Origin of the sequence: Enterobacter sp. HG048, from assembly GCF_024702055.1 — a bacterium.
Classification (GTDB): domain Bacteria; phylum Pseudomonadota; class Gammaproteobacteria; order Enterobacterales; family Enterobacteriaceae; genus Enterobacter; species Enterobacter dykesii.
The window spans coordinates 392,754-416,200 of sequence record NZ_JANLIZ010000001.1; the positions used below are offsets into that span (position 1 = coordinate 392,754).

The 23,447-nt window shown below is 56.1% G+C and carries 21 protein-coding genes and 2 tRNA genes; 9 read left to right on the plus strand and 14 right to left on the minus strand.

The genetic code is table 11. The annotated features are described in order from the left end of the window. The 3 genes from NUX24_RS01865 to NUX24_RS01875 form a co-directional block, all read right to left on the minus strand. Positions 1-2,718: a TcfC E-set like domain-containing protein gene (locus tag NUX24_RS01865; RefSeq protein WP_257829608.1), complete on the minus strand. Its 2,718-nt coding sequence runs from the start codon at positions 2,716-2,718 to the stop codon at positions 1-3. A 72-nt stretch (positions 2,719-2,790) separates the two neighbouring features. Next, complete coding sequence (locus NUX24_RS01870; protein WP_021240847.1) at positions 2,791-3,297, minus strand: CS1 type fimbrial major subunit; 507 nt, start codon at positions 3,295-3,297, stop codon at positions 2,791-2,793. A gap of 75 nt (positions 3,298-3,372) precedes the next feature. Further along, complete coding sequence (locus NUX24_RS01875; RefSeq protein WP_257829613.1) at positions 3,373-4,116, minus strand: fimbrial protein; 744 nt, start codon at positions 4,114-4,116, stop codon at positions 3,373-3,375. Positions 4,117-4,425: 309 nt separating this feature from the next. Here NUX24_RS01875 and NUX24_RS01880 point away from each other — a divergent pair, with 309 nt between their 5' ends. Both NUX24_RS01880 and NUX24_RS01885 read left to right on the plus strand, forming a co-directional pair. After that, positions 4,426-5,181, plus strand: coding sequence for a winged helix-turn-helix domain-containing protein (locus NUX24_RS01880; RefSeq protein ID WP_214576354.1), 756 nt, complete (start codon positions 4,426-4,428; stop codon positions 5,179-5,181). Continuing rightward, entirely contained in the window at positions 5,178-5,654 is a 477-nt protein-coding gene (locus tag NUX24_RS01885) for a hypothetical protein (RefSeq protein ID WP_214576355.1), read from the plus strand. Before NUX24_RS01880 ends, NUX24_RS01885 begins: the two co-directional genes overlap by 4 nt. A 54-nt stretch (positions 5,655-5,708) precedes the next feature. Here the strand turns inward: NUX24_RS01885 and yccA are convergent, their stop codons facing one another. Continuing rightward, a complete protein-coding gene (gene yccA / locus NUX24_RS01890) occupies positions 5,709-6,368 on the minus strand; it encodes an FtsH protease modulator YccA (RefSeq protein WP_023311042.1) in 660 nt (219 codons plus the stop codon). A gap of 269 nt (positions 6,369-6,637) precedes the next feature. Here yccA and NUX24_RS01895 point away from each other — a divergent pair, with 269 nt between their 5' ends. Beyond that, complete coding sequence (locus tag NUX24_RS01895; protein WP_257829620.1) at positions 6,638-8,266, plus strand: ABC transporter substrate-binding protein; 1,629 nt, start codon at positions 6,638-6,640, stop codon at positions 8,264-8,266. Between the two features lie 130 nt (positions 8,267-8,396). Further along, positions 8,397-8,484 (plus strand) — tRNA-Ser (locus NUX24_RS01900). A gap of 66 nt (positions 8,485-8,550) precedes the next feature. Here the strand turns inward: NUX24_RS01900 and NUX24_RS01905 are convergent. From NUX24_RS01905 to NUX24_RS01930, 6 genes are all read right to left on the minus strand, one after another. Continuing rightward, positions 8,551-9,387 carry an alpha/beta fold hydrolase gene (locus NUX24_RS01905; RefSeq protein ID WP_126328176.1) on the minus strand — a complete coding sequence of 279 codons (837 nt, stop codon included), beginning with the start codon at positions 9,385-9,387 and terminating at the stop codon, positions 8,551-8,553. Between the two features lie 254 nt (positions 9,388-9,641). Continuing rightward, positions 9,642-9,860: an acyl carrier protein gene (locus tag NUX24_RS01910; RefSeq protein ID WP_008499867.1), complete on the minus strand. Its 219-nt coding sequence runs from the start codon at positions 9,858-9,860 to the stop codon at positions 9,642-9,644. Positions 9,861-9,877: 17 nt separating this feature from the next. Next, complete coding sequence (locus NUX24_RS01915; RefSeq protein ID WP_257829623.1) at positions 9,878-11,311, minus strand: AMP-binding protein; 1,434 nt, start codon at positions 11,309-11,311, stop codon at positions 9,878-9,880. Further along, positions 11,308-12,426 (minus strand): MBOAT family O-acyltransferase, encoded by a 1,119-nt coding sequence (locus NUX24_RS01920; RefSeq protein ID WP_214576405.1) that lies wholly within the window; start codon positions 12,424-12,426, stop codon positions 11,308-11,310. Before NUX24_RS01920 ends, NUX24_RS01915 begins: the two co-directional genes overlap by 4 nt. 9 nt (positions 12,427-12,435) lie before the next feature. Then, entirely contained in the window at positions 12,436-12,558 is a 123-nt protein-coding gene (locus tag NUX24_RS01925; RefSeq protein ID WP_023335174.1) for a hypothetical protein, read from the minus strand. Beyond that, positions 12,555-13,691 carry a D-alanyl-lipoteichoic acid biosynthesis protein DltD gene (locus NUX24_RS01930; RefSeq protein ID WP_257829976.1) on the minus strand — a complete coding sequence of 379 codons (1,137 nt, stop codon included), beginning with the start codon at positions 13,689-13,691 and terminating at the stop codon, positions 12,555-12,557. Before NUX24_RS01930 ends, NUX24_RS01925 begins: the two co-directional genes overlap by 4 nt. Before the next feature lie 276 nt (positions 13,692-13,967). On the opposite strand from NUX24_RS01930, the gene NUX24_RS01935 reads away from it, so the two are divergent. Next, positions 13,968-14,055 (plus strand) — tRNA-Ser (locus NUX24_RS01935). Between the two features lie 78 nt (positions 14,056-14,133). Here the strand turns inward: NUX24_RS01935 and NUX24_RS01940 are convergent. Next, positions 14,134-14,991: an AraC family transcriptional regulator gene (locus NUX24_RS01940; RefSeq protein ID WP_257829625.1), complete on the minus strand. Its 858-nt coding sequence runs from the start codon at positions 14,989-14,991 to the stop codon at positions 14,134-14,136. 228 nt (positions 14,992-15,219) lie between these two features. Between NUX24_RS01940 and NUX24_RS01945 the strand changes: the two genes are divergently transcribed. Genes NUX24_RS01945 through NUX24_RS01960 form a run of 4 tightly spaced genes read left to right on the plus strand, consistent with a single transcriptional unit; the run spans position 15,220 to position 20,134 of the window. Continuing rightward, entirely contained in the window at positions 15,220-17,058 is a 1,839-nt protein-coding gene (locus NUX24_RS01945; RefSeq protein WP_257829627.1) for a DUF2264 domain-containing protein, read from the plus strand. Then, positions 17,055-18,335, plus strand: coding sequence for an oligosaccharide MFS transporter (locus tag NUX24_RS01950; protein ID WP_047652817.1), 1,281 nt, complete (start codon positions 17,055-17,057; stop codon positions 18,333-18,335). The genes NUX24_RS01945 and NUX24_RS01950 overlap by 4 nt, the downstream gene beginning before the upstream one ends. Before the next feature lie 13 nt (positions 18,336-18,348). Beyond that, positions 18,349-19,539 (plus strand): glycoside hydrolase family 88 protein, encoded by a 1,191-nt coding sequence (locus NUX24_RS01955; RefSeq protein ID WP_257829629.1) that lies wholly within the window; start codon positions 18,349-18,351, stop codon positions 19,537-19,539. Positions 19,540-19,561: 22 nt separating this feature from the next. Continuing rightward, a complete protein-coding gene (locus tag NUX24_RS01960) occupies positions 19,562-20,134 on the plus strand; it encodes a DJ-1/PfpI family protein (protein WP_257829633.1) in 573 nt (190 codons plus the stop codon). 63 nt (positions 20,135-20,197) lie between these two features. Here NUX24_RS01960 and NUX24_RS01965 read toward each other — a convergent pair whose 3' ends face one another. From NUX24_RS01965 to hpxO, 3 genes are read right to left on the minus strand one after another with little or no spacing between them, the layout of a single operon-like run. Next, complete coding sequence (locus NUX24_RS01965) at positions 20,198-21,133, minus strand: PDR/VanB family oxidoreductase (protein ID WP_257829636.1); 936 nt, start codon at positions 21,131-21,133, stop codon at positions 20,198-20,200. An 11-nt stretch (positions 21,134-21,144) separates the two neighbouring features. Then, the gene (hpxD, locus tag NUX24_RS01970) at positions 21,145-22,179 is read right to left on the minus strand and encodes a molybdenum cofactor-independent xanthine hydroxylase subunit HpxD (RefSeq protein WP_126328182.1); all 1,035 of its coding nucleotides are present in this window, start codon (positions 22,177-22,179) and stop codon (positions 21,145-21,147) included. Between the two features lie 17 nt (positions 22,180-22,196). Beyond that, positions 22,197-23,351 carry an FAD-dependent urate hydroxylase HpxO gene (hpxO, locus tag NUX24_RS01975; protein ID WP_257829639.1) on the minus strand — a complete coding sequence of 385 codons (1,155 nt, stop codon included), beginning with the start codon at positions 23,349-23,351 and terminating at the stop codon, positions 22,197-22,199. Between the last annotated feature and the right edge of the window lie 96 nt (positions 23,352-23,447).

Below are 23,447 nucleotides of genomic sequence, written 5' to 3' on the forward strand. Positions count from 1 at the left end.
TCATTTCCCTTTAGTGAGGTTGTCAGCGTTCATGGCAGTCGGACCGGTAGGTACCGATCGTCCGGCGAGCATCAGCTGCGCCTGCTGCTGGACGGCATCCGGCAGGGCGGAGAAGGTTAATTCCCGGCAAGGAATGGAACCTACATAGCGCACCACGTCGCGCATACTTTTCACGTTGAGTTCGCACTGATAGAACTGCTGCTGGCGCACCAGGTAGAGGTTATGCAGCAGGGCATCGCTCTGGGCGCTGAATCCGCCGTTGCCGAGATCGCTCCAGCCGTTAACGTTCAGCGGCACGCCGCCGATAAACGGCGAATGACGCTCGTCGGTTAACTGGCCGAGCCAGGTGTAGCTTGCGGTGGTTTGCACGTCCCGACGCAGCAGTTTGCCAGGCACCATAAACAGCGTTCTGCTGCCTGAACCTTGCGTGATCTCACTGCTGGCCCCCCGGGATACGTCCAGCGATTCGTTAATCGTCAACGTCGTCTGCTGGTAGCCCGGCACTGCGAAGAGGGCGCGGCTATTGCCCGGAATGTCTGCGCTCCCGCTGTTATCCAGCGACACGGCAACGCTCGGAGCCTGGGTATCTTCCGGTGTGGCAACGTTAACCGCGACGGCGGAAGCAGGACGACCGTCGCTCCAGCGGCCGAGCCACAGGCCAGAACGCGACAGCGCAAGGGTCGAGCCGTAGTTGCCGCTGCTGCTCAGCGTATGGCGCCTGTCCTGACGATCCCAGGCGTCACTGACGGTCAGACTGCCGTTGCCGTATCGCCCGCCCTGGCGCGTATAGGCTGAAGTATTGAGCGAATCGCTGTTAATGCCCGACGCGCTCAGACCGTACTCGTTTTCGCCGCGTGCATCGGCGTACCAGTTATGCGCCACGTTGTAGCTCAGCTGATTTTTTTCACGCTGCTGGTGCTGCCATGTCGCGCCCAAAGAGGTATAGCTCGACGCATCACCCTGACGGCTATGCGCCATGGACAGGCTTACGCTCAGGTAGCCGCCTTTGTCCCTGCCGTCGTGGGCGTCATCGTTACGCATGAACAGGTTAATGCTGCTGTTAATGTTCAGGCCTCGGGTGCTAAAGGCATTGCTCAGCCCTCCCTGCCAGGCGCGCGAGCGCGAGCGGGTCATATAGACCGATTCCCACGGCAAACCCGCATCGTGGCGATCGTCGCTGTCCGGGAGCTCCCGACGTGAAACGTAACGTCCTTCGTTGCGGTTATCCGAATATCCGAGGCTCGCATACCAGCCTCCGACAGGGACGGAAAACATCACCGAGAGGGTGCGATAGCAGCCGTTCACGGCGTCAAACCCCGCGCTTCGGGTGTTGCAGTTTTCGGCTGATAACGCGTTGCGATAGAGGCTCAGTGAAAAACCGTCGTTGTAGCTGATTTGCTGAATATTGCCGCGCTGGCCTTCGCTGCCGTAAAGGTAGCTAAACCGGGTACTCAGCACGCCGTCGATCGGGCCCGCGTTGAAGCCCCGGCTCCAGTCGAGCGCATTTTCCAGGAAACGCTGGTTTTTCTTGACTGTTGCGCCGCTGGTCAGCGCCAGGGTCGGGGTGACGGGCAGGCGTACGCCCGCCTGCGCAACCGCGCGACGTTCTTCATTTTGATCGCTATTGTCGGTTTCACCCGCCTGCAGGAACCACTCGACGCGGTCAAATGGCGTAATGCCGGTTCGGGTAAACGGCACCTGCTCGGTACGCGTCAGCCGGTTATTTTCATAGACCGACAGCGTGACGGTGTAGCTCCCGTCCGGAAACGATCGCGTGTCGAGGGTTTGCGCCCCGGCATTCAGGTAAAAGCTGGCCAGCAGCTGATTGCCACGGCGGGCGTCGATACGCGCGTCATGGGAAAGCAGCACGGTGACAGGTGTTCCCTTTGACTGCTGAACCGGATTAATCCACGCCCGTGTTGAACCCGTGCGCAGACCACGAATTTTGCCCAGCGGCAGCTGGCTGAGGTTGATATTCCCGCCGGCATTACTGAACAGATCGCGGGTATCCATCTCGCCCAGCTGGACATAGTACTGACGCAAGATATCCTGGCGGAACCAGGCGTTGTTGACGGTTATCTCCTGCTGCTGCTGACGCCGTGAACGCTGTCCCAGCCAGGTCCAGTCGAGATTAACATAGCCGTCCTGGGTGAGCGCCAGCGCGCCATTGCCCTGTACGGTGGCTGACTGATAGTCCCTGTCGGCAACGAAGTTAATATTCTGCTGATGGATCAGCGCATTTTCGGTGTCCTGCGTGGGCTGATACCACTGATTTTCCGCGGTGGCTTTAGGCAGATATTTCTTGTCCAAAAACAGGCTAATACGGGCGTTATTCTCGTCATAGATAATGGCCGCGCGGTCAGTATCAATGTAATTGCAGCCCGCTGCGGAGCCGTTGCTGCTGCAGGCCAGGTTGCCGTTACGGGCAAGCGGAACGGCCAGCGCGGCAGAGACGGTGCCAACGAGAGCAGGGTCGTCGTTAAACCGGCGTTTGATGGCCGCAACCACGGTTTCAGGTGCGACAAAACTGACCGTTTCAAGCGTGATATCCGTTTCAAAAAGTCCAAGCGACTCGCCGTAGAGGTTGACCTCTGTCCACAGGCGCTGCGTTTTCGCCAGATCTTCAAAACCTGCCGGGACGGCCATCCCGGCGCAGGCGAGTTGGATGGATGCGGGTAACAAAGCAACAAAGAGGAGAGTATTTCTGTGAAACGCCATGAACGAGCCTCGACATCATCCTGACGTCAGAGGGTGGGCACCCTCTGACGTTATTCCTTAGGTGCTGTGGTGTTACGCACCGCCTTCCGTGGTCGTCGCCTGCGTCAGCATCAGGCTGACAACGCCGCTGTACTGACCGGTTTTCAGAATGCCTTTGGTGGTCTGAGAAATGGTGAGCGGCAGTACCGCTGAACCGTTTTCGATGCTCCCCGGGAACAGTTCAGTACCGGTATATTCAACATCGGCGGTAGAGAGGGTTTTATCGCCCAGCTTCACCGTCATTGGGATGGTCTCAGCACCGTCGGCATTTGCCAGCTTCGCGGCGCTTACCAGACGGACTTTCACGTTGCTGGTGGCGGAGTTAGACCACACCTTGGTATTCAGGCGATAGCTTTCCAGACCGCGGCCAGGCAGATACTGCATATCGATGCTTGCCGGCAGCGGCGTGTTATCGGCCTGGGTCATATCGAGCTGTGAATCAACGCTGGCGTTGACGGTAATATCTTTTTGGATCGCCAGCGCGCTAACGGACGTGGTCATCGCGGCAACAATCATCAGAGGTTTAAAGTACTTACGCATTGATATCTCCATATTTACAAATGAGCACCCTGGCTCTTTAAACAAACCCTTTTGGGTCTTTACGGTAACGTCGTGTTATTGCACGACGGGTAAATCAGCTTCTTCAGCGGTTTTATTCACCCAGTTGAAGTAGCGGAATTTATATTTCTGGCCTTGTGTCTTTGTGAGCGTTTTTAATTTCCGTTCGGTGTCCGGATAAATCGTCGCGTCTTCTTTAACCCATTTACACGACGAATCTGCGTCACAAATACCGATCTCTCTCAGCGGCACGCGCAACGTACCGTTGTTTTTTAACGTGCCCTTGCGAGGGTCTATCGAGAGTGAAACCACACTTTTTTCCGGGGCGAGGTGGATCAGGGCGCCCCAGATCACATTGACGCCCAATGTCGCCGTCGCAGCCGGGCTTTCTGCCTTGCCCGGAATAATGCTGTCAGGCTGCTTTACTCCTTCAAAATAGACGCGCCAGGTGGTCTCTTTTTCCGGTGGCGTAAGCGATACCAGACGAACCACGCGCATTGCGCCTGCCGCGAGGGCAAATTTTTCGGGCGTGACAACAACGCCGCCTTCTTTCCACGAGGCCACGTCAACCTCTTTTTCCTGGGCCGTGCCGGGATTAAGAATTTTCTTTTGCCTCACCCGAATGAACTGAATATCATCCGTTTTCGACGCTACCTTAATTTGCGCCGCACCGGACCTGTCCACATTCAGTTCCATCGGGTACACGCTCATATTGGCCATTGCCATTTCTGAGAAAAATGGCAATGACAGCGCGGCGACATAAAAGGCGGTTGTCATGTTCACTCTATTTTTCTGTTTCACATTCAGTCTGCCTGCTCTGAGTTCATCGGCGGCGCGTTAACACCAGGACACCGTCTGCTTTCGTATTGCTTCAGGGCAGGGAAACTTTAACCAGAACAGCGGTTTGTGAAAATTTGTATTAATTAACTCGTTAAATACAGGTTTTTATCCTGCTTTTCTGGCTTTAAGGTTGTATAGTTAAGCGAAAATACCGCGACCAGGGATAGGAAGAAAATTCCTTCTGACGAAAAAATAAGCAGGTCAGGAGGCGGTTTTCATGTCGATGTACCAGGGATTAAAAAAGCATGCGGTAACAGCCGAGAATAAAAGATGTTTTTTATATGCAATAATTCGTTGTTATTCGATCCTGAAGCACATTCAATAAGTCTTGTTGGACAACCAGAATCTGTATTAACGCTTTCGGCCCCAGCCGTGCGGCTTTTGCAGGAATTTATAAAACACAAAGGATGCGACCTGAGTCGGGAGGAATTAATCACTCGCGTGTGGGAGGAATTTGGCTTTACGCCCTCAGGAAATAATCTCAATAAAGCGGTTAGCGAATTACGTAAAAGCTTCCAGTCTCTGGGAGAGGGGCACGAATTTATCGTGACCGTGCCCCGTTACGGATTTCGTTTTGATGCTGAGGTGATTTTTCAGCCCGGAGAGAAAACTCCATCCGTCGATCCGCAGCCTTCGTTCGCACCGCAAGAAGTAAAGCCTCAACGCGGCTCCATGAAAAAATGGGCGATTGTGGCCGTATTGATCGTCGCTGCGCTGGGGACGAGTCTCTACTTTAGCCGACAGCAGGGGATTTTCATTCCGGCGAAACTCAAGCCGGTTAAGGAAAAAATCGCGCTTTGCAGCATCTGGATTGTCAACGATCACGGACGACCGCTGGTGCTATCGAAATTAGCGGACCGGCTGGAGGCTAATAACGTAGCGTGCGAACGTGAGGCGTACGACATTTATTATTTCAGCGCCCGTTTTACTATTTCCGCTGCAGATGAGGTGTTTATTGGTGCCTGTCCGGTCAGCCAAACCAGCCTGTGTAAAACCATACGTTATAAAAGCGGGGCACAAAAATGAAAATAAAACTTCTTTTTGGCGTGGGCGGTATCCTGGTTGGTTGTTCGCTGGCATTTTTTTACTTTTCCGGCAGCGTGGGTAAAAAGGATGTGCTGGCCTGCAGCACTGAATTTAATTTCACGCGCAATGAGGGAAAACCCAGTGAAGTAAAGGTCAATACCGTTGCCCAGTTCTTTTTCCATCGGGACGGGACCGGGTTGACCACCTATAAAGGGGCGGCAAGAGCTGGCGGGCAATGTTTGATCGTTGACAGGGATGTGGACTTTACCTGGCAGCAGCGGGACGATGATAACGTGATTGTGTTGAGCTACACCAAAACCTGGCGTCGGCACAATGACAATACGCCTGATGCTCAGTGGGGTAGCTTCGCCAATCCGACCGCACGCTACTATCTGACGATCTCTGAGCTCGCGCCTTCCGTGTGGCTGATTCAGGACCGGCGTTATCCCACCTATATTTGCCGGGGTGAGTAGGGCATAAAAAAAGGAGAATGCCAGAGGCATTCTCCTTTTTCGTATCCGTTGTGCTTAATCGCGGCTGGCGAAGCCCAGGATGCTCAACAGGCTGACGAAGATGTTGTACAGCGACACGTACAGGCTCACGGTGGCGCGGATATAGTTCGTCTCACCGCCGCGAATGATGTTGCTGGTTTCAAACAGGATCGCGCCGGAAGAAATCAGAATAAACACGGCGCTGATTGCCAGATGCAGGGCAGGCAGCTGCAGGAAGATGTTTGCCACCATACCCACCAGCACCACCACAACGCCCGCCATCAGCATACCGCCGAGGAAGGACATGTCCTTACGCGTGGTCAGCACGTAGGCCGAGCAGCAGAAGAACACCAGCGCGGTACCGCCCAGCGCCAAGCCGATAAGGTCACCCATACCGGCAGACAGATACGCGTTCAGCATCGGCCCCAGGATGTAGCCCAGGAAGCCGGTGAAGGCAAACGCGGACAGAATACCAACGGGCTTGTCAGCGGTTTTGTAGGTCAGGAACATCAGACCATACATACCTACCAGCGTCAGGATCAGCCCCGGAGACGGCAGCATCAGCACGGTGCTGGCGGTGGCGGTGATCGCTGAAAATGCCAGCGTCAGGCTGAGCATGAAATAGGTATTGCGCAGCACCTTGTGGGTGCTGAGTAGCGATGTGCGGTCGCGTGAAGAAGTAATTATACGATCCATGAGTCACTCTCTTATGACAGATGTAATTAGTGGAAAGAATAGGAAACGGCACGCCAGTCTCAAAGTGGTTTTACCCATCTTTACTCAGCACGTTAGCGCTGGAGATGGTTATTTCTTCTGCGGAAAGCCGTTTCGCCAGTATGAACAGCGGTTTGCGACAATTTACCAGATCAAGCTCTTATAGGTTACTGAAAAATATTGCGTTATTACCGTTCGGGCGCTAAGAGTTATTTCCGGATCGTCATAAAACAGACAATAAGGCGAAGGAAATGAAACCACAAACACGCACGAACTTTACGCTCACTTTACTCACCGCCGGGATCCTGTGCGCCAGCACGGCAGCCTGGGCGGCGAACGTGCCGGCAGGAACCGCGCTGGCCGACAAACAGGAACTGGTCAGAAACAACGGCAGTGAACCGGCTTCGCTCGACCCGCATAAAGTCGAAAGCGATGTCGAATTCAATATTATCAGCGATTTATTCGAAGGGCTGGTAAGCGTCTCCCCGACAGGAGAAGTCCAACCCCGACTGGCGGAAAAATGGGAGAACAAAGACAACACCGTCTGGACGTTCCATTTGCGTCCGGGCATCACCTGGAGCGACGGCACGGCGATTACCGCTGAGGATGTGGTCTGGAGCTGGCAGCGCCTGATCGATCCGAAAACGGCTTCGCCTTATGCCAGCTATCCGGGCAACATGCATATCGTCAACGCGGCCGATATTGCTCAGGGGAAAAAAGCGCCCGATACGCTGGGCGTAAAAGCGATTAACGACACCACGCTGGAAGTGACGCTCACGCAGCCAAACGCGGCCTTCCTCGCGATGCTGGCGCACCCGTCGCTGGTGCCGGTGGATAAAGTGCTGATTGGCCGCTTCGGCGATAAGTGGACCAAACCGGAGCATTTCGTCAGCAGCGGGGCGTATAAGCTGTCGCAGTGGGTGGTCAACGAACGCATCGTGGCGGAGCGCAATCCGCGCTACTGGGATAACGCACATACCGTGATTAACAAAGTCACCTACCTGCCCATCACGTCCGAGGCCTCGGACGTGAACCGCTATAAGGCGGGCGAAATTGATATCGTGTACACGGTGCCGATTAACCAGTTTGCCCAGCTCAAGAAAACTCTGGGCAGCGAGCTGGACGTTTCACCTCAGCTTGCGACCTATTACTACGAATTCAATACCACCCGGCCGCCGTTCAACGACGCGCGCGTGCGCAAGGCGCTGAACATGGCGCTGGATAAAGACATCATTGCCGGGAAAGTATTGGGGCAGGGGCAGCGCCCGGCGTGGCTCATCAGCCAGCCGGATATCGGCGGCGTTAAGCTACAGAACCCGGATTACGCCAGCTGGCCGCTGGACAAGCGCATCGCGGAGGCGAAAAAGCTGCTGAACGAGGCCGGATATAACGCCAGCCACCCTCTGAGCTTTAACCTGCTCTACAACACCTCTGAATCGCACCAGCGCATCGCGATTGCGGCCAGCTCCATGTGGAAGAAAAACCTCGGCGTGGATGCGAAGCTGCAAAACCAGGAGTGGAAAACCATGCTGGACACCATGCACACCCACAACTTTGATGCGGTGCGCTATGCGTGGATTGCCGATTACGACGATGCGGCGACCTTCCTGAACAACTTCCGCACGGGCGACAGCGAAAACACCAGCCAGTACAGCAATCCGGACTACGATCGCGCGCTGCTCAACGCCGCAAAAGCCAAATCAGCGGAAGAGCGGGGTAAGTTCTACCAGCAGGCGGAAGATCTGCTGGGGCGTGATGTACCGGCCATTCCGGTTTATCACTACGTCCGTACGCACCTGGTGAAACCGTGGGTAGGCGGATTTACGCCGGATAAGCTGGGGTACTATTTCACGAAAGACATGTACATCAAAAAACACTAGGCCTGTGCTGATAAAATCGTCGATGTGTCGTCAGTTCAACCGATTAAACACGTTTTGACTATTTTTACAGCGAACGAGTGCAGCCACTCTTTACAGCACGCGGTGAGGTGTTTATAGTTCGCCTCACTCAGGAAGTGTGGCCGAGCGGTTGAAGGCACCGGTCTTGAAAACCGGCGACCCGAAAGGGTTCCAGAGTTCGAATCTCTGCGCTTCCGCCAGATATAAACCCCAGGTTACTTGTTAACCTGGGGTTTTTCTTTTTACGTGAATCTCAAACCTGACGTTTATGAGCGGATAAAGGCCAGGATGTCCGCGTTGATGGTATCCGCGTGCGTGGTATGCATCCCGTGCGGGAAGCCCGGATAAATTTTCAGTACGCTGTTCGCCAGCAGCTTGTCCTGCAGCAGGGCAGCATTCTTATACGGCACGACCTGATCGTCGTCGCCCTGCATCACCAGAACGGGAACCGTGATGGTTTTTAAATCCTCCGTCTGATCGGTTTCAGAAAACGCCTTAATCCCCTCATAGTGGGCCTTGGCGCTGCCGATCATGCCCTGACGCCACCAGTTCTGAATCGTACCCTGTGAAACCTCTGCTCCCTCACGGTTAAAACCGTAGAAAGGACCGCTGGCGACGTCGAGGTAAAACTGGGCGCGGTTAGCCGCCAGCGCTTTGCGGAAGCCGTCGAAAACATCGATGGGCGTTCCGCCGGGGTTACTGTCCGTTTTAACCATCAGCGGCGGCACGGCGCTGACGAGCACCGCTTTGGCGACGCGCCCCTGCGGTTGCCCATACTGCGCAACATAGCGGGCGACCTGGCCGCCGCCGGTGGAGTGACCGACGTGCACGGCATTGCGCAGATCCAGGCTTTCCACCACGGCTGACGCGTCGGCCGCATAATGATCCATATCGTGGCCTTCACTCACCTGGTCCGAACGCCCGTGACCACGACGATCGATAGCGATAACGCGATAGCCTTCTGCGAGGAAGAAGAGCATCTGGTTATCCCAGTCATCGGCACTTAGCGGCCAGCCGTGGTGGAAAACAATGGGTTGAGCCTCTTTTGGGCCCCAGTCTTTGTAGTAAATATTGACGCCGTCTTTCGTTGTTACGAATGCCATACCGCAGACTCCTCTGTTAAAGGCAAAACGTTCCCCGGCTGAGCGCTCAGCGAATCATTAATGCCTTAATTAAGTTGGCTTTTTTCTGTTTCCCGTACCGACAGTACTCCTAAAGTGTAGGAGAAATAGTAAAAGCAGTCGGTTTCATTCCTGTGAAAGGGAGCGGAACAGCGTTCAGGCGGCAGAAGGAGAACGAATGAAGGCTCTGGCGAGATCCTCCAGAGCCTTCAGGGCAGCATTAACAGTAGGGGCGTTTAGCGGTTTTCTTCAATATAGCGAGCCAGGTCCGCCGGGGTTTTCAGCACCGTCGCCACGTCAGTTGGCGGGATCATGCAGCCGTAAACGTCCTGCACTTCCAGCACCATATCGACCGCCAGGATGGAGTCGAGAATGTCGGATTCAATCAGTTCATCGTGAAAGCCCACCTTACGGGATAACACTTTTTCGAACAGGGCGAGAATTTCTTGTTCCATAATTTTTCCTGGAGTCATTAATTTGTGCGGGCGTAAGCGTCCAGCAGCTTGCGGTCAATTTTGCCGTTAGGATTCAGCGGCAAAGCGTCTTTTACGATAATTTGTGAAGGCACCATATAGTGCGGAACGACCTTCGACAGCGATGTTTTGATGGTGTCCGGCGCCATATCCGTCACGCAGAACGCGGCAATGCGCAGCACGCTGCCGCAGGATTTCATCAGCGGCAGGACCACCGCTTCGTTAATGCCTGACATCGCCAGCAGGCGGTTTTCAATCTCATTGATTTCGATACGGTAACCGTTCAGTTTGACCTGGCTGTCGTTGCGGCCCTGGCAGTAAATCAGCCCCGCTTCATAACCCAGATCGCCGGTCCGGTAGCCGCGAAACGCTTCATCTTCCCGACGGAGTAATTTCGCCGCGTTCTCCTGCGGCAGGCCGAGATAGCCGCGCATGACGTTTTTACCCCAGATAATCAGCTCGCCGTCGGCGGAAATTTCCATTTTGCTCTCAGGCATCATGACGCCCACCGGCAGCACGGCGCTGTCGCTGTTCAGGATCGCATCCGTGATTTCAACCACGGTCGTCGCAATCGTCGCTTCCGTAGGGCCATAGGAGTTAATGATTTTGGCCTGCGGGAAGCGGCGGCGGAGTTGTTTAACCAGCGCTTTATTGAGCACTTCACCAATGAAGATAAAGACGCTCAGCGCTGGCAAATACTCGCTGTTGAACTGCGGGGAAAGCAGCTGTTGGTATGCAAAAGAGGGGGTGGAAACCCAGGCGGAGACCGCGCTGCTTTTCAGTCGTTCCAGCCAGTTCTCTTTCTGAATGTCCTCTTTGGCGTTCAGCACGATGTGCCCGCCCATCGCCAGATTCGCCAGCAGAGGGATCAGGGAGAGGTCAAAGCTGAATACCGCGTGGTTCATCAGGACCGGTTTTTCCGGCAGTGAAAAGTCCTGGCTGACCCATTTCCTGAAGTGCCAGACGCTTTCACGCCCAATCTGCACGCCTTTAGGTTTACCGGTACTGCCTGAAGTAAACATGATGTAGGCCAGATCCTGCTCCTCCAGCACCTTGCCCGCTTCGCCGGTGGCGATAAACTGCCGGGTCGCGACGTCGTAATAGTAAGGGGCGCTGGCCAGATGGCAGATCTCCCGCAGGCGCTCCTGCGGATAGATGCAGTCCACCGGGATGTACGGAATGTTGTGCAGCAGACAGCTATAAATCGCCACCGCGAATTCGGCCTGCTGGTGTCCGTACAATACGACCGGCGTACCGGCAACAGGCTGGCAGCGCTGATAGCGCTGCGCCCAGTCCGTCACGGCAGCGGAAAGCTGCAGCCAGCTTAAGGCTTCGTCGCTGCCGCTGATGGCCAGCTGCTGCGGGGAGGCGGGATCGCATAATGCCGCACGTAAGAAATCCTGCAGTTCCTGAAGATCGGAGTGATTTTTCATAGAGGTGACATTCCACTAAAGATGTAAAGGGATCCCGCGGCGCTTCCCAGCGTCAGAATTCGCCCTAAAAACGCAACGGCCGGATACTGCAGGCCGCGGTGCAATGCCGGGCTGCGTTTGGCTGACCACAGCAGCATGTTGTGAGCGACGGAAATCGCGCCAAACAGCGCGCCGCTGATAACGTAATGGCGCTCCAGGCCATTCCATGCCCCCATGCAGAATAAGGTGCAAAAAATACCGATATTTTGCGCCAGCGTTTTGTTCTGACGGAAAAAGTTGAACTTCATCAGGTTCATATAAACGGGCATAAAGACCACATCGCGCAGCCATTCAGACAGGCTGATGTGGAAGCGGCGCCAGAAATCCTGCGGATTCTTTGCCAGAAGCGGCATATTGAAGTTTGCCGGAATGTTGAGCCCAAACAGGCGGCCTGCGCCGATGGCCATATTGCTGTAGCCCGCAAAATCAAAGTACAGGTAGGCGCTGTAGGCAATCGACATCACCACGCCCACGGTCAGCGTAAACGGCTTATGGCTCCAGGGCTGCACGACAAGCGAATCAATCAGCATGGCAAACAGGAACTTCTGGACAATCCCGGTAATGATTTGCTCTAACGCGACTAAAAACTGTTCGCGGTTAAGGGCAAATACGGGCTTGCTGACGTCACTCATCCATGTCCGCCAGCGGTACATTGGGCCGGCCAGGATAATAAAGGGCATAAACAGATAACAGAAATAGTGCAGGAAATTCTGACCTTCTTTTTTATTGCGATAGAGCAGCACGTCCAGCGCGCGGAACGTCATAAAAGAGAGGCCGATCATGCCCCAGTGGTTATTTAAATGTAATTTCACCAGCAGCAGCGGCAATAATGTCAGAACGACCGCCTGCCACGTTTTTAACCATCCCTTCTCTTTTAGCGTGGCAAAAACATAAAAGCTGAAAAAAACGGCGACGGGAACAATATAATCGCCCTGAAATATATATCCCCATCCCAGCGCCGTCAGCACCGACAGCGCAGATAACCAGGTCAGACGATGGCGTAATACGCGATTAACCAGCGCAAACGCCAGCGCGGATGAAAACAAATAAACAAAAAACATCCCTGAGCTGTACATCATTCGGCCTCAGAACTTTTGATATTCAAAATGCAGCTGCATACTCATGCTGTCATCGACAGAGGTCCACGCGACGATGGTGATCGCCAGCAGGAGATAAAGGAAAAAAAGACGGATCGCGATTTTCATCATTTAAAACTCTGTGCAATAAAGCGAATCATAGGAACCCAGGCCAGTTCGGAAGGGTGCAAACGATCCCAGTTCCAGCCATTCTGATAAGGCATGGCGTACATATCTAAATAAGGGATCTGGTTCTTTTCCAGAATGGTTTTTATTTGCTTATCCACCGGGCGGAAGGTATCGGTATTGTAAAGCGCCCAGGGATTAACCGGGTCGACGATAGCAATCACCTGCACGTGACGTTCTTTCAGCAGCTGGACGGTTCTACTGAGCGCGGCGATTTGCGCAGGCACGACCGGCGTATCATCCCACTGTTGCCGCGAACCGTCCTCTTCGTAAATCGTTTTGTCCATCCACAGCGTAGCCGGGCTCTGCTGGCGTTTTTTATTTAACTCGCGCGCATTCGCCAGCTCTTTATCCCAGTCGGGGGCAACGTGGGTGGTTGGCTGCTGCGGCCAGGGATGTACCGTCTGGGGCGTGACGTTGAGCAGCGCCAGCCAGTCGTTTTTTATCAGGGTGCAGACGTTGGCAAACTGGAAGCTCAGCTCGTCCCACATCAGATCGGGGTGCCAGCCAAAGACCCGCATTTGGCCAAAGGTTAAATGGCTTATTTCTTTACTATCAATATGCTTTAAATAATTAACCAGCAGCGGGTGCGCCTGCGGATCCTTCATCAAAGGATTAAAAATAGAGCCCGGGAAATTATCGGCATAGATAGCCGGTGGCAGTCCTTTTGAGTAAAAACTGTCAGGAGCCAAAAGTAAAACAACTTTACTGTTTGCGTTAAGGCTATTTTTAAAACGTGAGAACAGTAAAAATTGCGTTTCATCATCGACGAACGCATCGCCATACGCCACGACGGGTTTGTGCAATTGCTTATTAAAGTAATTATATACGGCGTAATGTTCATCTTCTGAGGTGGCAACTTCAGACGCGCCAATGAAAAAAATAGCATTTCCTTCTAAGGCATGGGAAATAGTCGCAATTTTTTCCGCCTGTTCTTTAGGCGTGCCCGCCATTGATTTAATCAGCGGCTGGAAGGTGAGGGGCGGATTGAAGCTCGTCACCAGCGGGTGAACACAAAGGAACAAAATGGCCAGGGTCGCCATCAGGATATGTAAGCAAAGCGTATTTTTGATTTTCATCATCAACCAGTAACACTGCATGGCAGTAATTTCTAAATCTGTGAGCACTCAGATTTATAACAATTACACAACAAATGACCGTTTATTTTTGTGGCATTCTATACCAGAGCGATTTAAAAGGATGAGCGTTGCTGTGTAACGGTATGTACAAGTGGGCTGTGACCGGTGTGCGGCAAGCATATGGGTGATTTTTGCGCAGTCAAACGCCGGCAGGTCAAAATAGAAAAATTCCTGCTTTACAAGGGGCTAATAGATGTTTATAGTGCGCCTCACTTTGGAAGCGTGGCCGAGCGGTTGAAGGCACCGGTCTTGAAAACCGGCGACCCGAAAGGGTTCTAGAGTTCGAATCTCTACGCTTCCGCCAAATTCGAAACCCAGGTCGTTATGCGACCTGGGTTTTTTTATGCACAGAATCCCCTCCTTTTGATTGGTTAAAAATTCCTTAACGGGGAATCCTGGTGCAGCGGATACTGCGCCGATACTGCAGTGGCGTCTGAAGCATCATCTTTTTAAAGCAGGTAATGAAATAGGTCACCTCGCTAAACCCGACTGCCAGAGCAATGGCGTCAACAGGCTCATCGCCGTACCGTAACAGCTCGCAGCTGCTTTTTATTCGCCGGGTCAGCAAATATTCGTGGAGGGTACCGCCGGTCTGCTGGCGGAAAATTCGTGAGGTATAGCTGCGCGAAAGCCCCAGGTCGTGGGCTAGCTGGTCGAGCGAAAACTTGCTGGCATAGTGGGCTTCGACCCAGCTCATAATCCGCGAGGCGACGGTCTGCTGGCGCGGCGGGTAGGGCTGCGGCTGCTCGGGCAGAAACGTCATGAGCTGCATCACCAGAAATGCCACCTCGCAGGCCTCGGTCTGCTCGTAGCCCTCCAGGCGCTGAAACTGTTCAAGGATCCTCTCGATAAACGCCGCGTGCTCGCTGAGATCGTAAACCTGCGCCGCCATATTGCTGGCAGCCAGCGCGGCGAACCGGGCCTGATGGCGCGGAAAGGCGCCGAGCGCGCTGTCGACGACCGATTGTTCAATGTGCATGGTGGTGCGGTGATAGGGGTTCTTATCGCTATGATCGACCTGCACTTTGTGCAAACGGAAGGGCGGGAAGATAAACAATCGCCCCGGACGGGCGGTGTAGTGCTGATTATCCACCACCACGATGCCATAGCCGCTGGAAATATAGAGCAATTCAACGCATTGATGCCAGTGGTAGTACATCGCGCTGGTGGCGTTCAAGCGGTTAAAAGAAATGGCCTGCCGATCGAGCGTAATGCGTTCCAGCAGTTGCGTTTCACCCATATTACCTCCAGAACAACAGATTTAAATTTTTAGGCCATCATTTGTAATTTATCCCCCTCGCGGCCGACAAAATCCAGAAAAAATGAAATGGCGGTTTAATTTTGTGAGTCTGCTCACTCAGCGCCAGGAATAAAAGCAGTTACTCTTCATACAGACGTCGCACTCGTGGCTTTAAAAAGCCTAATAACAATAACTTATCTCTACCCTCGTGTAATGCGGGAGGACCCTGTGCAACCTGAAAATATTCATCTGGATAATCCACTGACAAGCCGGGAAGAGGTGCTACGGCTGGTCAACGACATGCTGAGCGCGGTGACGCCTTATTTTAAAAAAGACGCCAGCCGCATTGATTTAGCGAACTTTACCGCTCACTACGGTCAGCAGGTGGCGAGCATGGAAACGTTTTCCCGCCTGCTGTGGGGCGTGACGCCGCTGTTGGCTGGCGGCAGCGAGCCGCAGCACTTCTCATTCTATTTACAGGCGATAAAAAACGGCACCGATCCGCAGCATGCCGATTACTGGGGCGACGTCGGGCCTTACGATCAGCGAATCGTCGAGATGGCGGCCTACGGGCTGCTGCTGGCGCTGGCGGGTGAAACCGTACTGGCACACTTCACTGAGACAGAGAAAGAGCATTTATGGCGCTGGCTAAAGCAGTGCGAGACCCAGGAAATCCCCGATAACAACTGGCACTTCTTCCCGATTCTGGTGCAGGTCGGCTTCCATTATTGCGGCATGCCGACCAACCCGCAGGCGCTGGAAGATCATTTTGCTGCCATGGAGCACTACTATCTCGGCGATGGCTGGTATGCCGATGGTCCGGGACGGCCGCGCGACTATTACATCTCGATGGGGTTCCATTTCTATGGCCTGATTTACGCGAAGCTCATGGCCGGGGTCGATCCACAGCGCTGTGCAACGCTGCGTGACCGGGCCGCGCGTTTCTCCTCTGACTTCATCCATTTCTTTGCCGAAGACGGCGCGGCGATCCCGTTTGGCCGTAGCCTGACCTACCGCTTTGCCGAGGCGGCGTTCTGGAGTGCGGCGGCCTTCGCCGGGCTGGAAGTCTTTTCGCCCGGCGTGATGAAGGGCATCGTCCTGCGCCATCTGCGCTGGTGGCTGAAGCAGCCGATATTCGACCGCGACGGCATACTGAGCGTCGGTTACAGCTATCCGAACCTGGCGATGGCGGAAGACTACAACGCGCCGGGGTCGCCGTACTGGGGCCTGAAGACCCTGCTGGTACTGGCATTAGATGAGGGCGATGCCTTCTGGCAGGCGGCTGAGCTGCCGCTGCCGCCGTTGCCCGCGCAGCACACGATAGCCCACGCGGATCAGGTGGTGGTACATCAGGTCGACCACCTGTGGATGCTGACGTCCGGCCAGCTGGAGCTGAACAACTTCGTGAACACCGAAGCGAAATACTGCAAATTTGCCTATTCCACCCGCTTTGGCTTCACCATCGAACGCGGCCGCTACGGCCTGAACCATGCCGCGCCCGATTCGATGCTGCTGCTGGCCGAAAAGGATAACTACTGGCGTGGCCGCCGCGAGTGCCAGCACGTGGTCACCGCTGACGGCACTATTTACAGCCGCTGGCTGCCGTGGCGCGACGTGGTGATTGATAGCTGGCTGCTGGCGCTGGGCGACTGGCAGCTGCGCGTTCATCGTATCAATACCCGGCGCGCGCTGGACTGCGCGGAAGGCGGCTTTAGCCTGGCAAACCGCCCGCAGCCGCAGGTCCACGAGAGCGACAGCGCCTGCTGGTTACGCAATGCCCGGGATGTCTCAGCCATTTTCTGTTTACATCCGCACGCTCGCCGCGGCGAGACGGTGGTGACGCCGCCAAACAGTAATCTGCTGTTCGCCGAGCGCGCAGCGGTGCCAGTGCTGCGCGGCGAGCTCGACCCCGGTAAGCATGTGTTAATCAGCGCGGTGTGGGCGGGAAATGCCGCCGACTTCGATCCGCAACGCTGCCCGCAGGCCTTCATTAGCGATGACGCGGTACGCTTCGTGACGGCACGACAGGAAACGACGCTCGTTCTGGCTCCGGAGGCATCGCTATGAGCACATCATCGTCCGTACGCGTCGCGCAGTACAAAATGAGTACCTTTATTTTCCTTTACTTCTTCACGTGGTCATCCAGCTTTGGCCTGTACGCCCTGTGGCTGAGCCAGAAAGTGGGCCTCGATAGCGTCACCATCGGCAGCGTGTTCGCTATTAATGGCGTCTTCGCGGTGGTCCTGAAGCCGGTGTACGGCTACATCATGGACAAAATCGGCATGAGCAAGTGGCTGCTCTATTTTGTCTGCGCCATTTCTGCGCTGATGGCGCCGTTTTTTGCGCTGGTTTACCAGCCGCTGCTGCAAAGCCATGCGATGGCGGGGATTATCATCGGCGCGCTGTATCTGAGCCTGGGCTGGTACGCCGGCGTGGCGGCGTCTGAATCTTACGCCGACCGCTTTAGCCGCCTGTACGGCCTGGAGTTTGGCCGCATCAGAATGTGGGGTTCACTGGGCTGGGCGATGGCGGCGTCGGTCTCCGGGCTGTTGTTTAACGTCACCCCACTGGCAAACTTTCTCCTCAGCAGCGGTACCTCGATACTGATGCTGCTGGTGCTGATTAGCCTCAAAATCGGGGATGAACAGCTGAGCAATAACAGCGTCATTTCCGCTAATAAGATCGTCTTCGCCGATGTGCTGATGCTCCTGAAAAACCGCAAATTCTGGATGTTCAGCCTCTATGTCGCCGGGGTGGCGTGGATGATGTTTATCGCCGAACAGCAGTTCCCGCGCTACTTCGTCTCGTTCTTCGCCACCAAAGAGCAGGGGAATGCCTGGTACGGCTACCTGAGTACCGTCCAGTCGGGGATGGAGTTCGTGATGATGATGTTTATCCCGTGGCTGGTGAACCACTACGGCGCTAAGCGCGGCCTGCTGTTCTGCGGCTGCGTGGTCGGGGCACGGTTGATAGCCTCCGGGCTGACCAGTGACCCGATTGTCATCTCCATCATCAAACCGTTTTATGGCGTCGAGATCGCGCTGCTGCTCATCTCGGTCTTCAAATACATCGCCGAGCATTTCCATCGTCGGGTTAACGCCACGATGTACCTGCTGGGCTACCAGGCGATGATTTACGTGGGTTCGATTGTGGTCGCCCCACCTGCCGGCTATCTGTACGACAGGATAGGCTTTGAGCATACCTATCTGCTGATGGGCAGCTGCGCCCTGGTATTTACGCTGATTTCCGCCTTTACGCTGTCGCGCTGCCAGTCGAAGCGCGATGACTCACGATCCTTTGCTCCGGCTTTAGATACCGCCCCGGTTGAACCGGCCAAACATTAATTCAGGAGTTGTTATGACCAAATCTGTTATCACCGAAGCGCTGCGGCCGATCGAACTGCATCAGGTCGATCGCCTGGCGCTGAGCCAGAAGCTGGAAGCGGCGTTAACCCGCGTCACGCGCAAGCTCGACAAAAATATTGTCGCCTTCGGCGATAAGTTCCCCGGTGAGGCCTGTGAGAAGGGCGTCTGGCCGCGCACCGATAACGTGGAATGGACCACCAGCTTTTGGCCTGGCCAGCTGTGGCTGGCGTGGGAGATGACCGGCAAAGCGCATTATCGTGAAGCCGCCGAACGCTATTTACCGTCGTTCGCCCGGCGTATTGAGCAGCGCATCGACACCGCAACGCACGATCTCGGGTTCCTCTATTCGCTCTCCTGCATCAGCGCCTGGCGCCTCACCGGCAACGAAGCCGCTCGCCAGTCGGCGCTGCTGGCAGCCGAGCGCCTGATGGAGCGTTTTAACCCGACGGCCAACATTATTCAGGCGTGGGGTGATTTAAACGACCCGGAGCAGCAGGGGCGAATGATCATCGACTGCAATATGAACCTGCCGCTGCTGTACTGGGCCAGCGAACAGACCGGGGATCCGCGCTATGCGCAGGCGGCGACGGCTCATGCAGGACAGGCCGCGCACTATATCGTGCGTGAAGATGCCTCGACTTATCACACTTACTATATGGATGTGCAGACGGGTGAGCCGCGCTTTGGCAACACCCATCAGGGCTACAGCGATACCTCGTGCTGGTCGCGCGGACAGGCATGGGGCATTTACGGCTTCCTGCTCAGCTATCAGCACACCGGCGATAAGCAGATGGTGGAGCTGTCACGCAGCCTGGCGCATTACTTCCTCAACCGTCTGCCGGAAGATGATGTTTGCCACTGGGATCTGGCCCTGCTCGGTACCGACGCTGTGCGCGACAGTTCAGCGGCGGCGATTGCCGCCTGTGGCCTGCTGGAGCTGGTCAAGGCGCTGCCGACGCTCGACGCAAACCGTGCGTATTATGAAGAGATGGCGCTGCGTATTGCGCTGTCGCTGACCGATAACTACCTTGCTCACGACGACGATCCGACCGAAGGGCTGCTGCAGCACTCGGTTTATCATATGGGCAGCGGTAAGGGCGTCGATCAGTGCTGTAGCTGGGGAGACTATTTCTATCTTGAACTGCTGGCGCGGCTGCGACAGATTTGGCACCCGTACTGGTAACCCTTAAGCAATGGAGAGCAAAATGAAAAGCGTAGCCGTGCTATTAGCCCCTGGTTTTGAAGAAGGGGAAGCGATTGTCACTATCGATATCCTGCGCCGCCTGAATATTACGGTGCAGACGATTGCCTGCGGCGAGAGTCGCGAAGTGGTGAGCTATCACGCCATCCCTGTGGTGGCGGACAGTACTCTGCAGGCCAGTCTCGATCGGACTTTTGACGCCGTGGTGTTACCGGGTGGCCCGCAAGGCAGCGTTAACCTTGCTAATAGCGCGGAGGTCATTGCCTTCGTCCGCCGCCACGATGAAGCGGGCAAGTATATCTGCCCGATTTGCTCCGCAGCCGCCCGCGTGCTGGGCGGCAATGGACTGCTGAAGGGACGTCGCTATGTCTGCTCCGGCGATCTGTGGAAAACAGTCAGCGATGGCATCTACGTCGATGCCGACGTGGTGGAAGACGGCAATCTGCTGAGCGGCCGTGGGCTGGGTAAAGTATTTGATTTCGCCTTTACCCTGGCGGCGCGATTGCAGGGCGATGACGCGTTGGCGCGCGAGCAGGCCAGCCATATTGATTATGCGTGGCAGCCGGGAGGCGTCTGATAACAAAGCCTTACTGGCATATCTGAAAAACCTCCGGCTGTGCCGGAGGATATTTATGGCGTTTTACAGCCCGATCACCAGCTCCCCGGAATGGCTCCGCGAACAGCAGAGCGCCACCTGCTGGTCTGCCGCGCTTTTTTCTGCGTCCGACTGCACGCTATCCCGATGATCCGCCACGCCGTCAATCACCGGCGTCAGGCACGCCCCGCAGATCCCCATCTCGCAGGAAAGCGGCACGTCCACGCCATTTTCCTGCAGCACCTGAGCGATGGTCTTATCCGCGGGCACCGGCCAGCGCTCCCCGGTGGAGGCCAGTTTGACCGTAAAGATCTCGCCCGCGTCACCGCCTTCGGCAGGCGCTGCGGGCTGGAACGCCTCGCTGTGAAGATGGGCGTCATCCCATCCCTTCGCCGTGGCGACCTCACGCACTTTTTCCATAAACCCTGCCGGGCCGCAGCTCCAGGCTTGAAGGCCTGCCTCAGCCGCCGGGAGATGCTCTGCCAGCGCCGTGCGCGGGCTGATGGTATGAATGTGGCACTCACCGAACCGGGAGAGTTCGCGCGCAAACGCCGCGCTTTCGCGGTTTCTGACGTAATAGTGCAGCGTAAACGGCGTTCCGGACGCCTTCAGCTGCAGGGCCATCGCATACAGCGGCGTAATGCCAATGCCCGCCGCCAGCAGCAACACCCGCTCAGCCTGATGCAGCGGAAACAGATTGCGCGGGGTGGAGATCGCTAATTTCTGCCCGGGTCGCAGCGTCTCGTGAACGTAGCGCGATCCTCCGCGCGAAGCGGTTTTCCGCCCCACGCAGATAAGATAGCTCTCGTCTCCACACGCACCGGTCAGGGAATACTGGCGCACCGCGCCGCAGGGCAGGTGGACATCAACGTGCGCGCCGGGCTGCCACGCCGGCAGCGCGGTACCGTCTTCAGCCACCAGCCTGACGGCGAGGCTTTTATCACCCTCACGCCACAGTCCGTCAACAATTACGCTCAGCATATCGGCCTCCGTCACACGAGGAAAAATTCGCCAAAGCCCATCTTCTTCAGTCCCCGACGGTAGGCAATTGAGCTTTTATCGGCGGGAATATGGGCTTCCAGCGTCAGATCCAGCGGCAGACTTTCCGGGCGCTGGGTTTCGACCATCAGGCGATCCTCTTCAAAAATCCGCAGATTGAAGGCATGTACATCCTCCACCGGAATATGCAGGTCAAAGTTACGCGCGATCGGCGCGAACATGCGGGTTACCCGTGACGAGACGGGCGACGCGGCGTTCATGATCACCAGTCGCGATTCTCCCGGAAAATGAATCGTCAGGGTGGCGGTAAACGGCAGGTGCATTTCAAAATGGCGCAGCCACTGGAATCCTTCCGGCGCCTGTATATCCGAACTGGCGGGATAGTTGCTCACGGAGCTCCAGTAATCTGCGACGAAGCCAAACGGCGTCTCCTGCGGCTGATAGGCGGGCACAAGCTGATTATTGGGATCGGCAAAGGTATCGGTGTGGATCCAGGCAAAGTGCGCCACGTCCAGAAACCCCTCTACCTGACGACCGGCAAAGCCGTTCACCTCAAACGCCGGGCAGTTGATCTGCTGAAACCCGTCGTCATCCCAGTGCGGCATGGTGGGCAGCGGCACAGGATTGTCCGGGTCAAACGCCAGGCAGGTCCAGATCAGGCCGAAGCGCTCTTCTACGGCGTAGTTAATCAGGTTCAGCTTCGCCGGAACGGGCTGGTCGGGGCTGGACGGAATACGGTTGCAGCGCCCGTCTTCTCCAAAGCGTAAGCCGTGGTAAGGACAGATAATCCCGTGCTCGTCGTGAAAGCCGAGCGTCAGCGGCACGCCGCGGTGCGGGCAGACGTCACGGGCGACCACGACCTGGTCGTGGATCCGGTAAATGACCAGCTGTTCGTCCAGCAGGGTCGCCTTGACCGGCGCCGGGCCGACGTCACAGGCGCGCGCGACGGGATGCCAGCATTTCGCCAGACGCAGCCAGTCCTCTGGCTCAAACGTGCAGTGGGCGGGTGGAGTCGGTTCTCTTTTCATGGTTATCCCTCTTACGTTCAGCCCAACGGGCCGCCCTGAATGGTCTCGCACAGACCGTTGATGATGCGCTCGCCGGTCTCCTCTTTAAGTTCCTGATACCAGGCCTGCGTCAACGCCATGTCTTTCCCGTGGGTGACGTCGCAGCGCTTACGCGCCTTCAGCACCAGGTCGCGTACCCGGTCGCAGCGCAGCGCCTCGTACTGCCGCAGCGCCAGCGTGATGTTGTGGTTTTCACGCAGGCACTCACCCAGCACCACGGCGTCTTCCATCGCCGCACAGCCGCCCTGGCCGATATCCGGCGTGGTGCTGTGCGCGGCATCGCCGAGCAGCGCGACGTTGCCGCGCACCAGGCTGTCGAACGGTTCGATATCGTGGATTTCAATGCGGTTGGTCGTTTCCGGATCCAGCGCCGCGATAAGCTTCTGCACCGGCGGCGCCCAGCCGCGGAAGTAGCCCGTGAGATCGGCGCGCAGGGTGGTGCGATCTTCCGCCAGGCCTGCGGGCAGCGGCACGTCAAAAAAGAAGTAAAATCGTCCGCCGGAGACGGGCATCAGCGACACGCGTTTGCCTTCGCCAACGAAGGTGGTCCACTGGTGCGCCGGGGCGATCTCTTCGTCAATCTTCACCAGCCCGTTCCAGTTCACGTACCCGGCGTAGCGGCGCTCCGGGGTATAACCCAGCACGTAAGGGCGAACCGCCGAGTGGCTGCCGTCGGCGGCAATCAGAAAATCACCGGCTGCCGTGGTGCCGTCGGTGAATGTCACGCTCACGCCCGCGTCGTCTTCGCTTACGCGTTCGACGCGCTTGCCGAACTGCACCTTGTCGCGCCCCCAGAAGTCCAGCATTTCGCGCTGAAGCTCAGCGCGCGAGACGGGGCAGGGACGCCCGCCGGTACGCTCAACCAGCGGGGCAAGGCTAAAGCGGGTCAGGGTATCGCCGCGCCGGTAATCCTTGTAGGCCATAAAACGCATCGGACCGCCGTAGGTCTCGATGATGTCGCCCATGCCGAGGTGCTGCATGCATTTCACGCCGTTCGGCCAGATGGAGATGGCCGCCCCGACGGGCCTGATCTCTTTGACGGCTTCAAACACGGTACAGTCGATGCCCGCTTTCTTCAGCGCTACGGCGGCGCTCAGGCCGCCAATACCCGCACCAATGACGATTGCTCTCATGCTTCTCTCCTTTTGCAGGGTGTAATGACATTCAGCAATTTGCGTACCAGGCTGCAGAGTGGCGAAATCGGCGTTGTGAGGGAGACGTTTGCACTG

Bases quoted from the DNA above. Each gene is read 5' to 3' on its own strand.
- NUX24_RS01865 (WP_257829608.1), bottom strand. From the start codon at position 2,718: ATGGCGTTTCACAGAAATACTCTCCTCTTTGTTGCTTTGTTACCCGCA.
- NUX24_RS01870 (WP_021240847.1), bottom strand. From the start codon at position 3,297: ATGCGTAAGTACTTTAAACCTCTGATGATTGTTGCCGCGATGACCACG.
- NUX24_RS01880 (WP_214576354.1), top strand. From the start codon at position 4,426: ATGTTTTTTATATGCAATAATTCGTTGTTATTCGATCCTGAAGCACAT.
- NUX24_RS01885 (WP_214576355.1), top strand. From the start codon at position 5,178: ATGAAAATAAAACTTCTTTTTGGCGTGGGCGGTATCCTGGTTGGTTGT.
- yccA (WP_023311042.1), bottom strand. From the start codon at position 6,368: ATGGATCGTATAATTACTTCTTCACGCGACCGCACATCGCTACTCAGC.
- NUX24_RS01895 (WP_257829620.1), top strand. From the start codon at position 6,638: ATGAAACCACAAACACGCACGAACTTTACGCTCACTTTACTCACCGCC.
- NUX24_RS01905 (WP_126328176.1), bottom strand. From the start codon at position 9,387: ATGGCATTCGTAACAACGAAAGACGGCGTCAATATTTACTACAAAGAC.
- NUX24_RS01910 (WP_008499867.1), bottom strand. From the start codon at position 9,860: ATGGAACAAGAAATTCTCGCCCTGTTCGAAAAAGTGTTATCCCGTAAG.
- NUX24_RS01915 (WP_257829623.1), bottom strand. From the start codon at position 11,311: ATGAAAAATCACTCCGATCTTCAGGAACTGCAGGATTTCTTACGTGCG.
- NUX24_RS01920 (WP_214576405.1), bottom strand. From the start codon at position 12,426: ATGTACAGCTCAGGGATGTTTTTTGTTTATTTGTTTTCATCCGCGCTG.
- NUX24_RS01925 (WP_023335174.1), bottom strand. From the start codon at position 12,558: ATGATGAAAATCGCGATCCGTCTTTTTTTCCTTTATCTCCTGCTGGCG.
- NUX24_RS01930 (WP_257829976.1), bottom strand. From the start codon at position 13,691: ATGAAAATCAAAAATACGCTTTGCTTACATATCCTGATGGCGACCCTG.
- NUX24_RS01940 (WP_257829625.1), bottom strand. From the start codon at position 14,991: ATGGGTGAAACGCAACTGCTGGAACGCATTACGCTCGATCGGCAGGCC.
- NUX24_RS01950 (WP_047652817.1), top strand. From the start codon at position 17,055: ATGAGCACATCATCGTCCGTACGCGTCGCGCAGTACAAAATGAGTACC.
- NUX24_RS01955 (WP_257829629.1), top strand. From the start codon at position 18,349: ATGACCAAATCTGTTATCACCGAAGCGCTGCGGCCGATCGAACTGCAT.
- NUX24_RS01960 (WP_257829633.1), top strand. From the start codon at position 19,562: ATGAAAAGCGTAGCCGTGCTATTAGCCCCTGGTTTTGAAGAAGGGGAA.
- NUX24_RS01965 (WP_257829636.1), bottom strand. From the start codon at position 21,133: ATGCTGAGCGTAATTGTTGACGGACTGTGGCGTGAGGGTGATAAAAGC.
- hpxD (WP_126328182.1), bottom strand. From the start codon at position 22,179: ATGAAAAGAGAACCGACTCCACCCGCCCACTGCACGTTTGAGCCAGAG.
- hpxO (WP_257829639.1), bottom strand. From the start codon at position 23,351: ATGAGAGCAATCGTCATTGGTGCGGGTATTGGCGGCCTGAGCGCCGCC.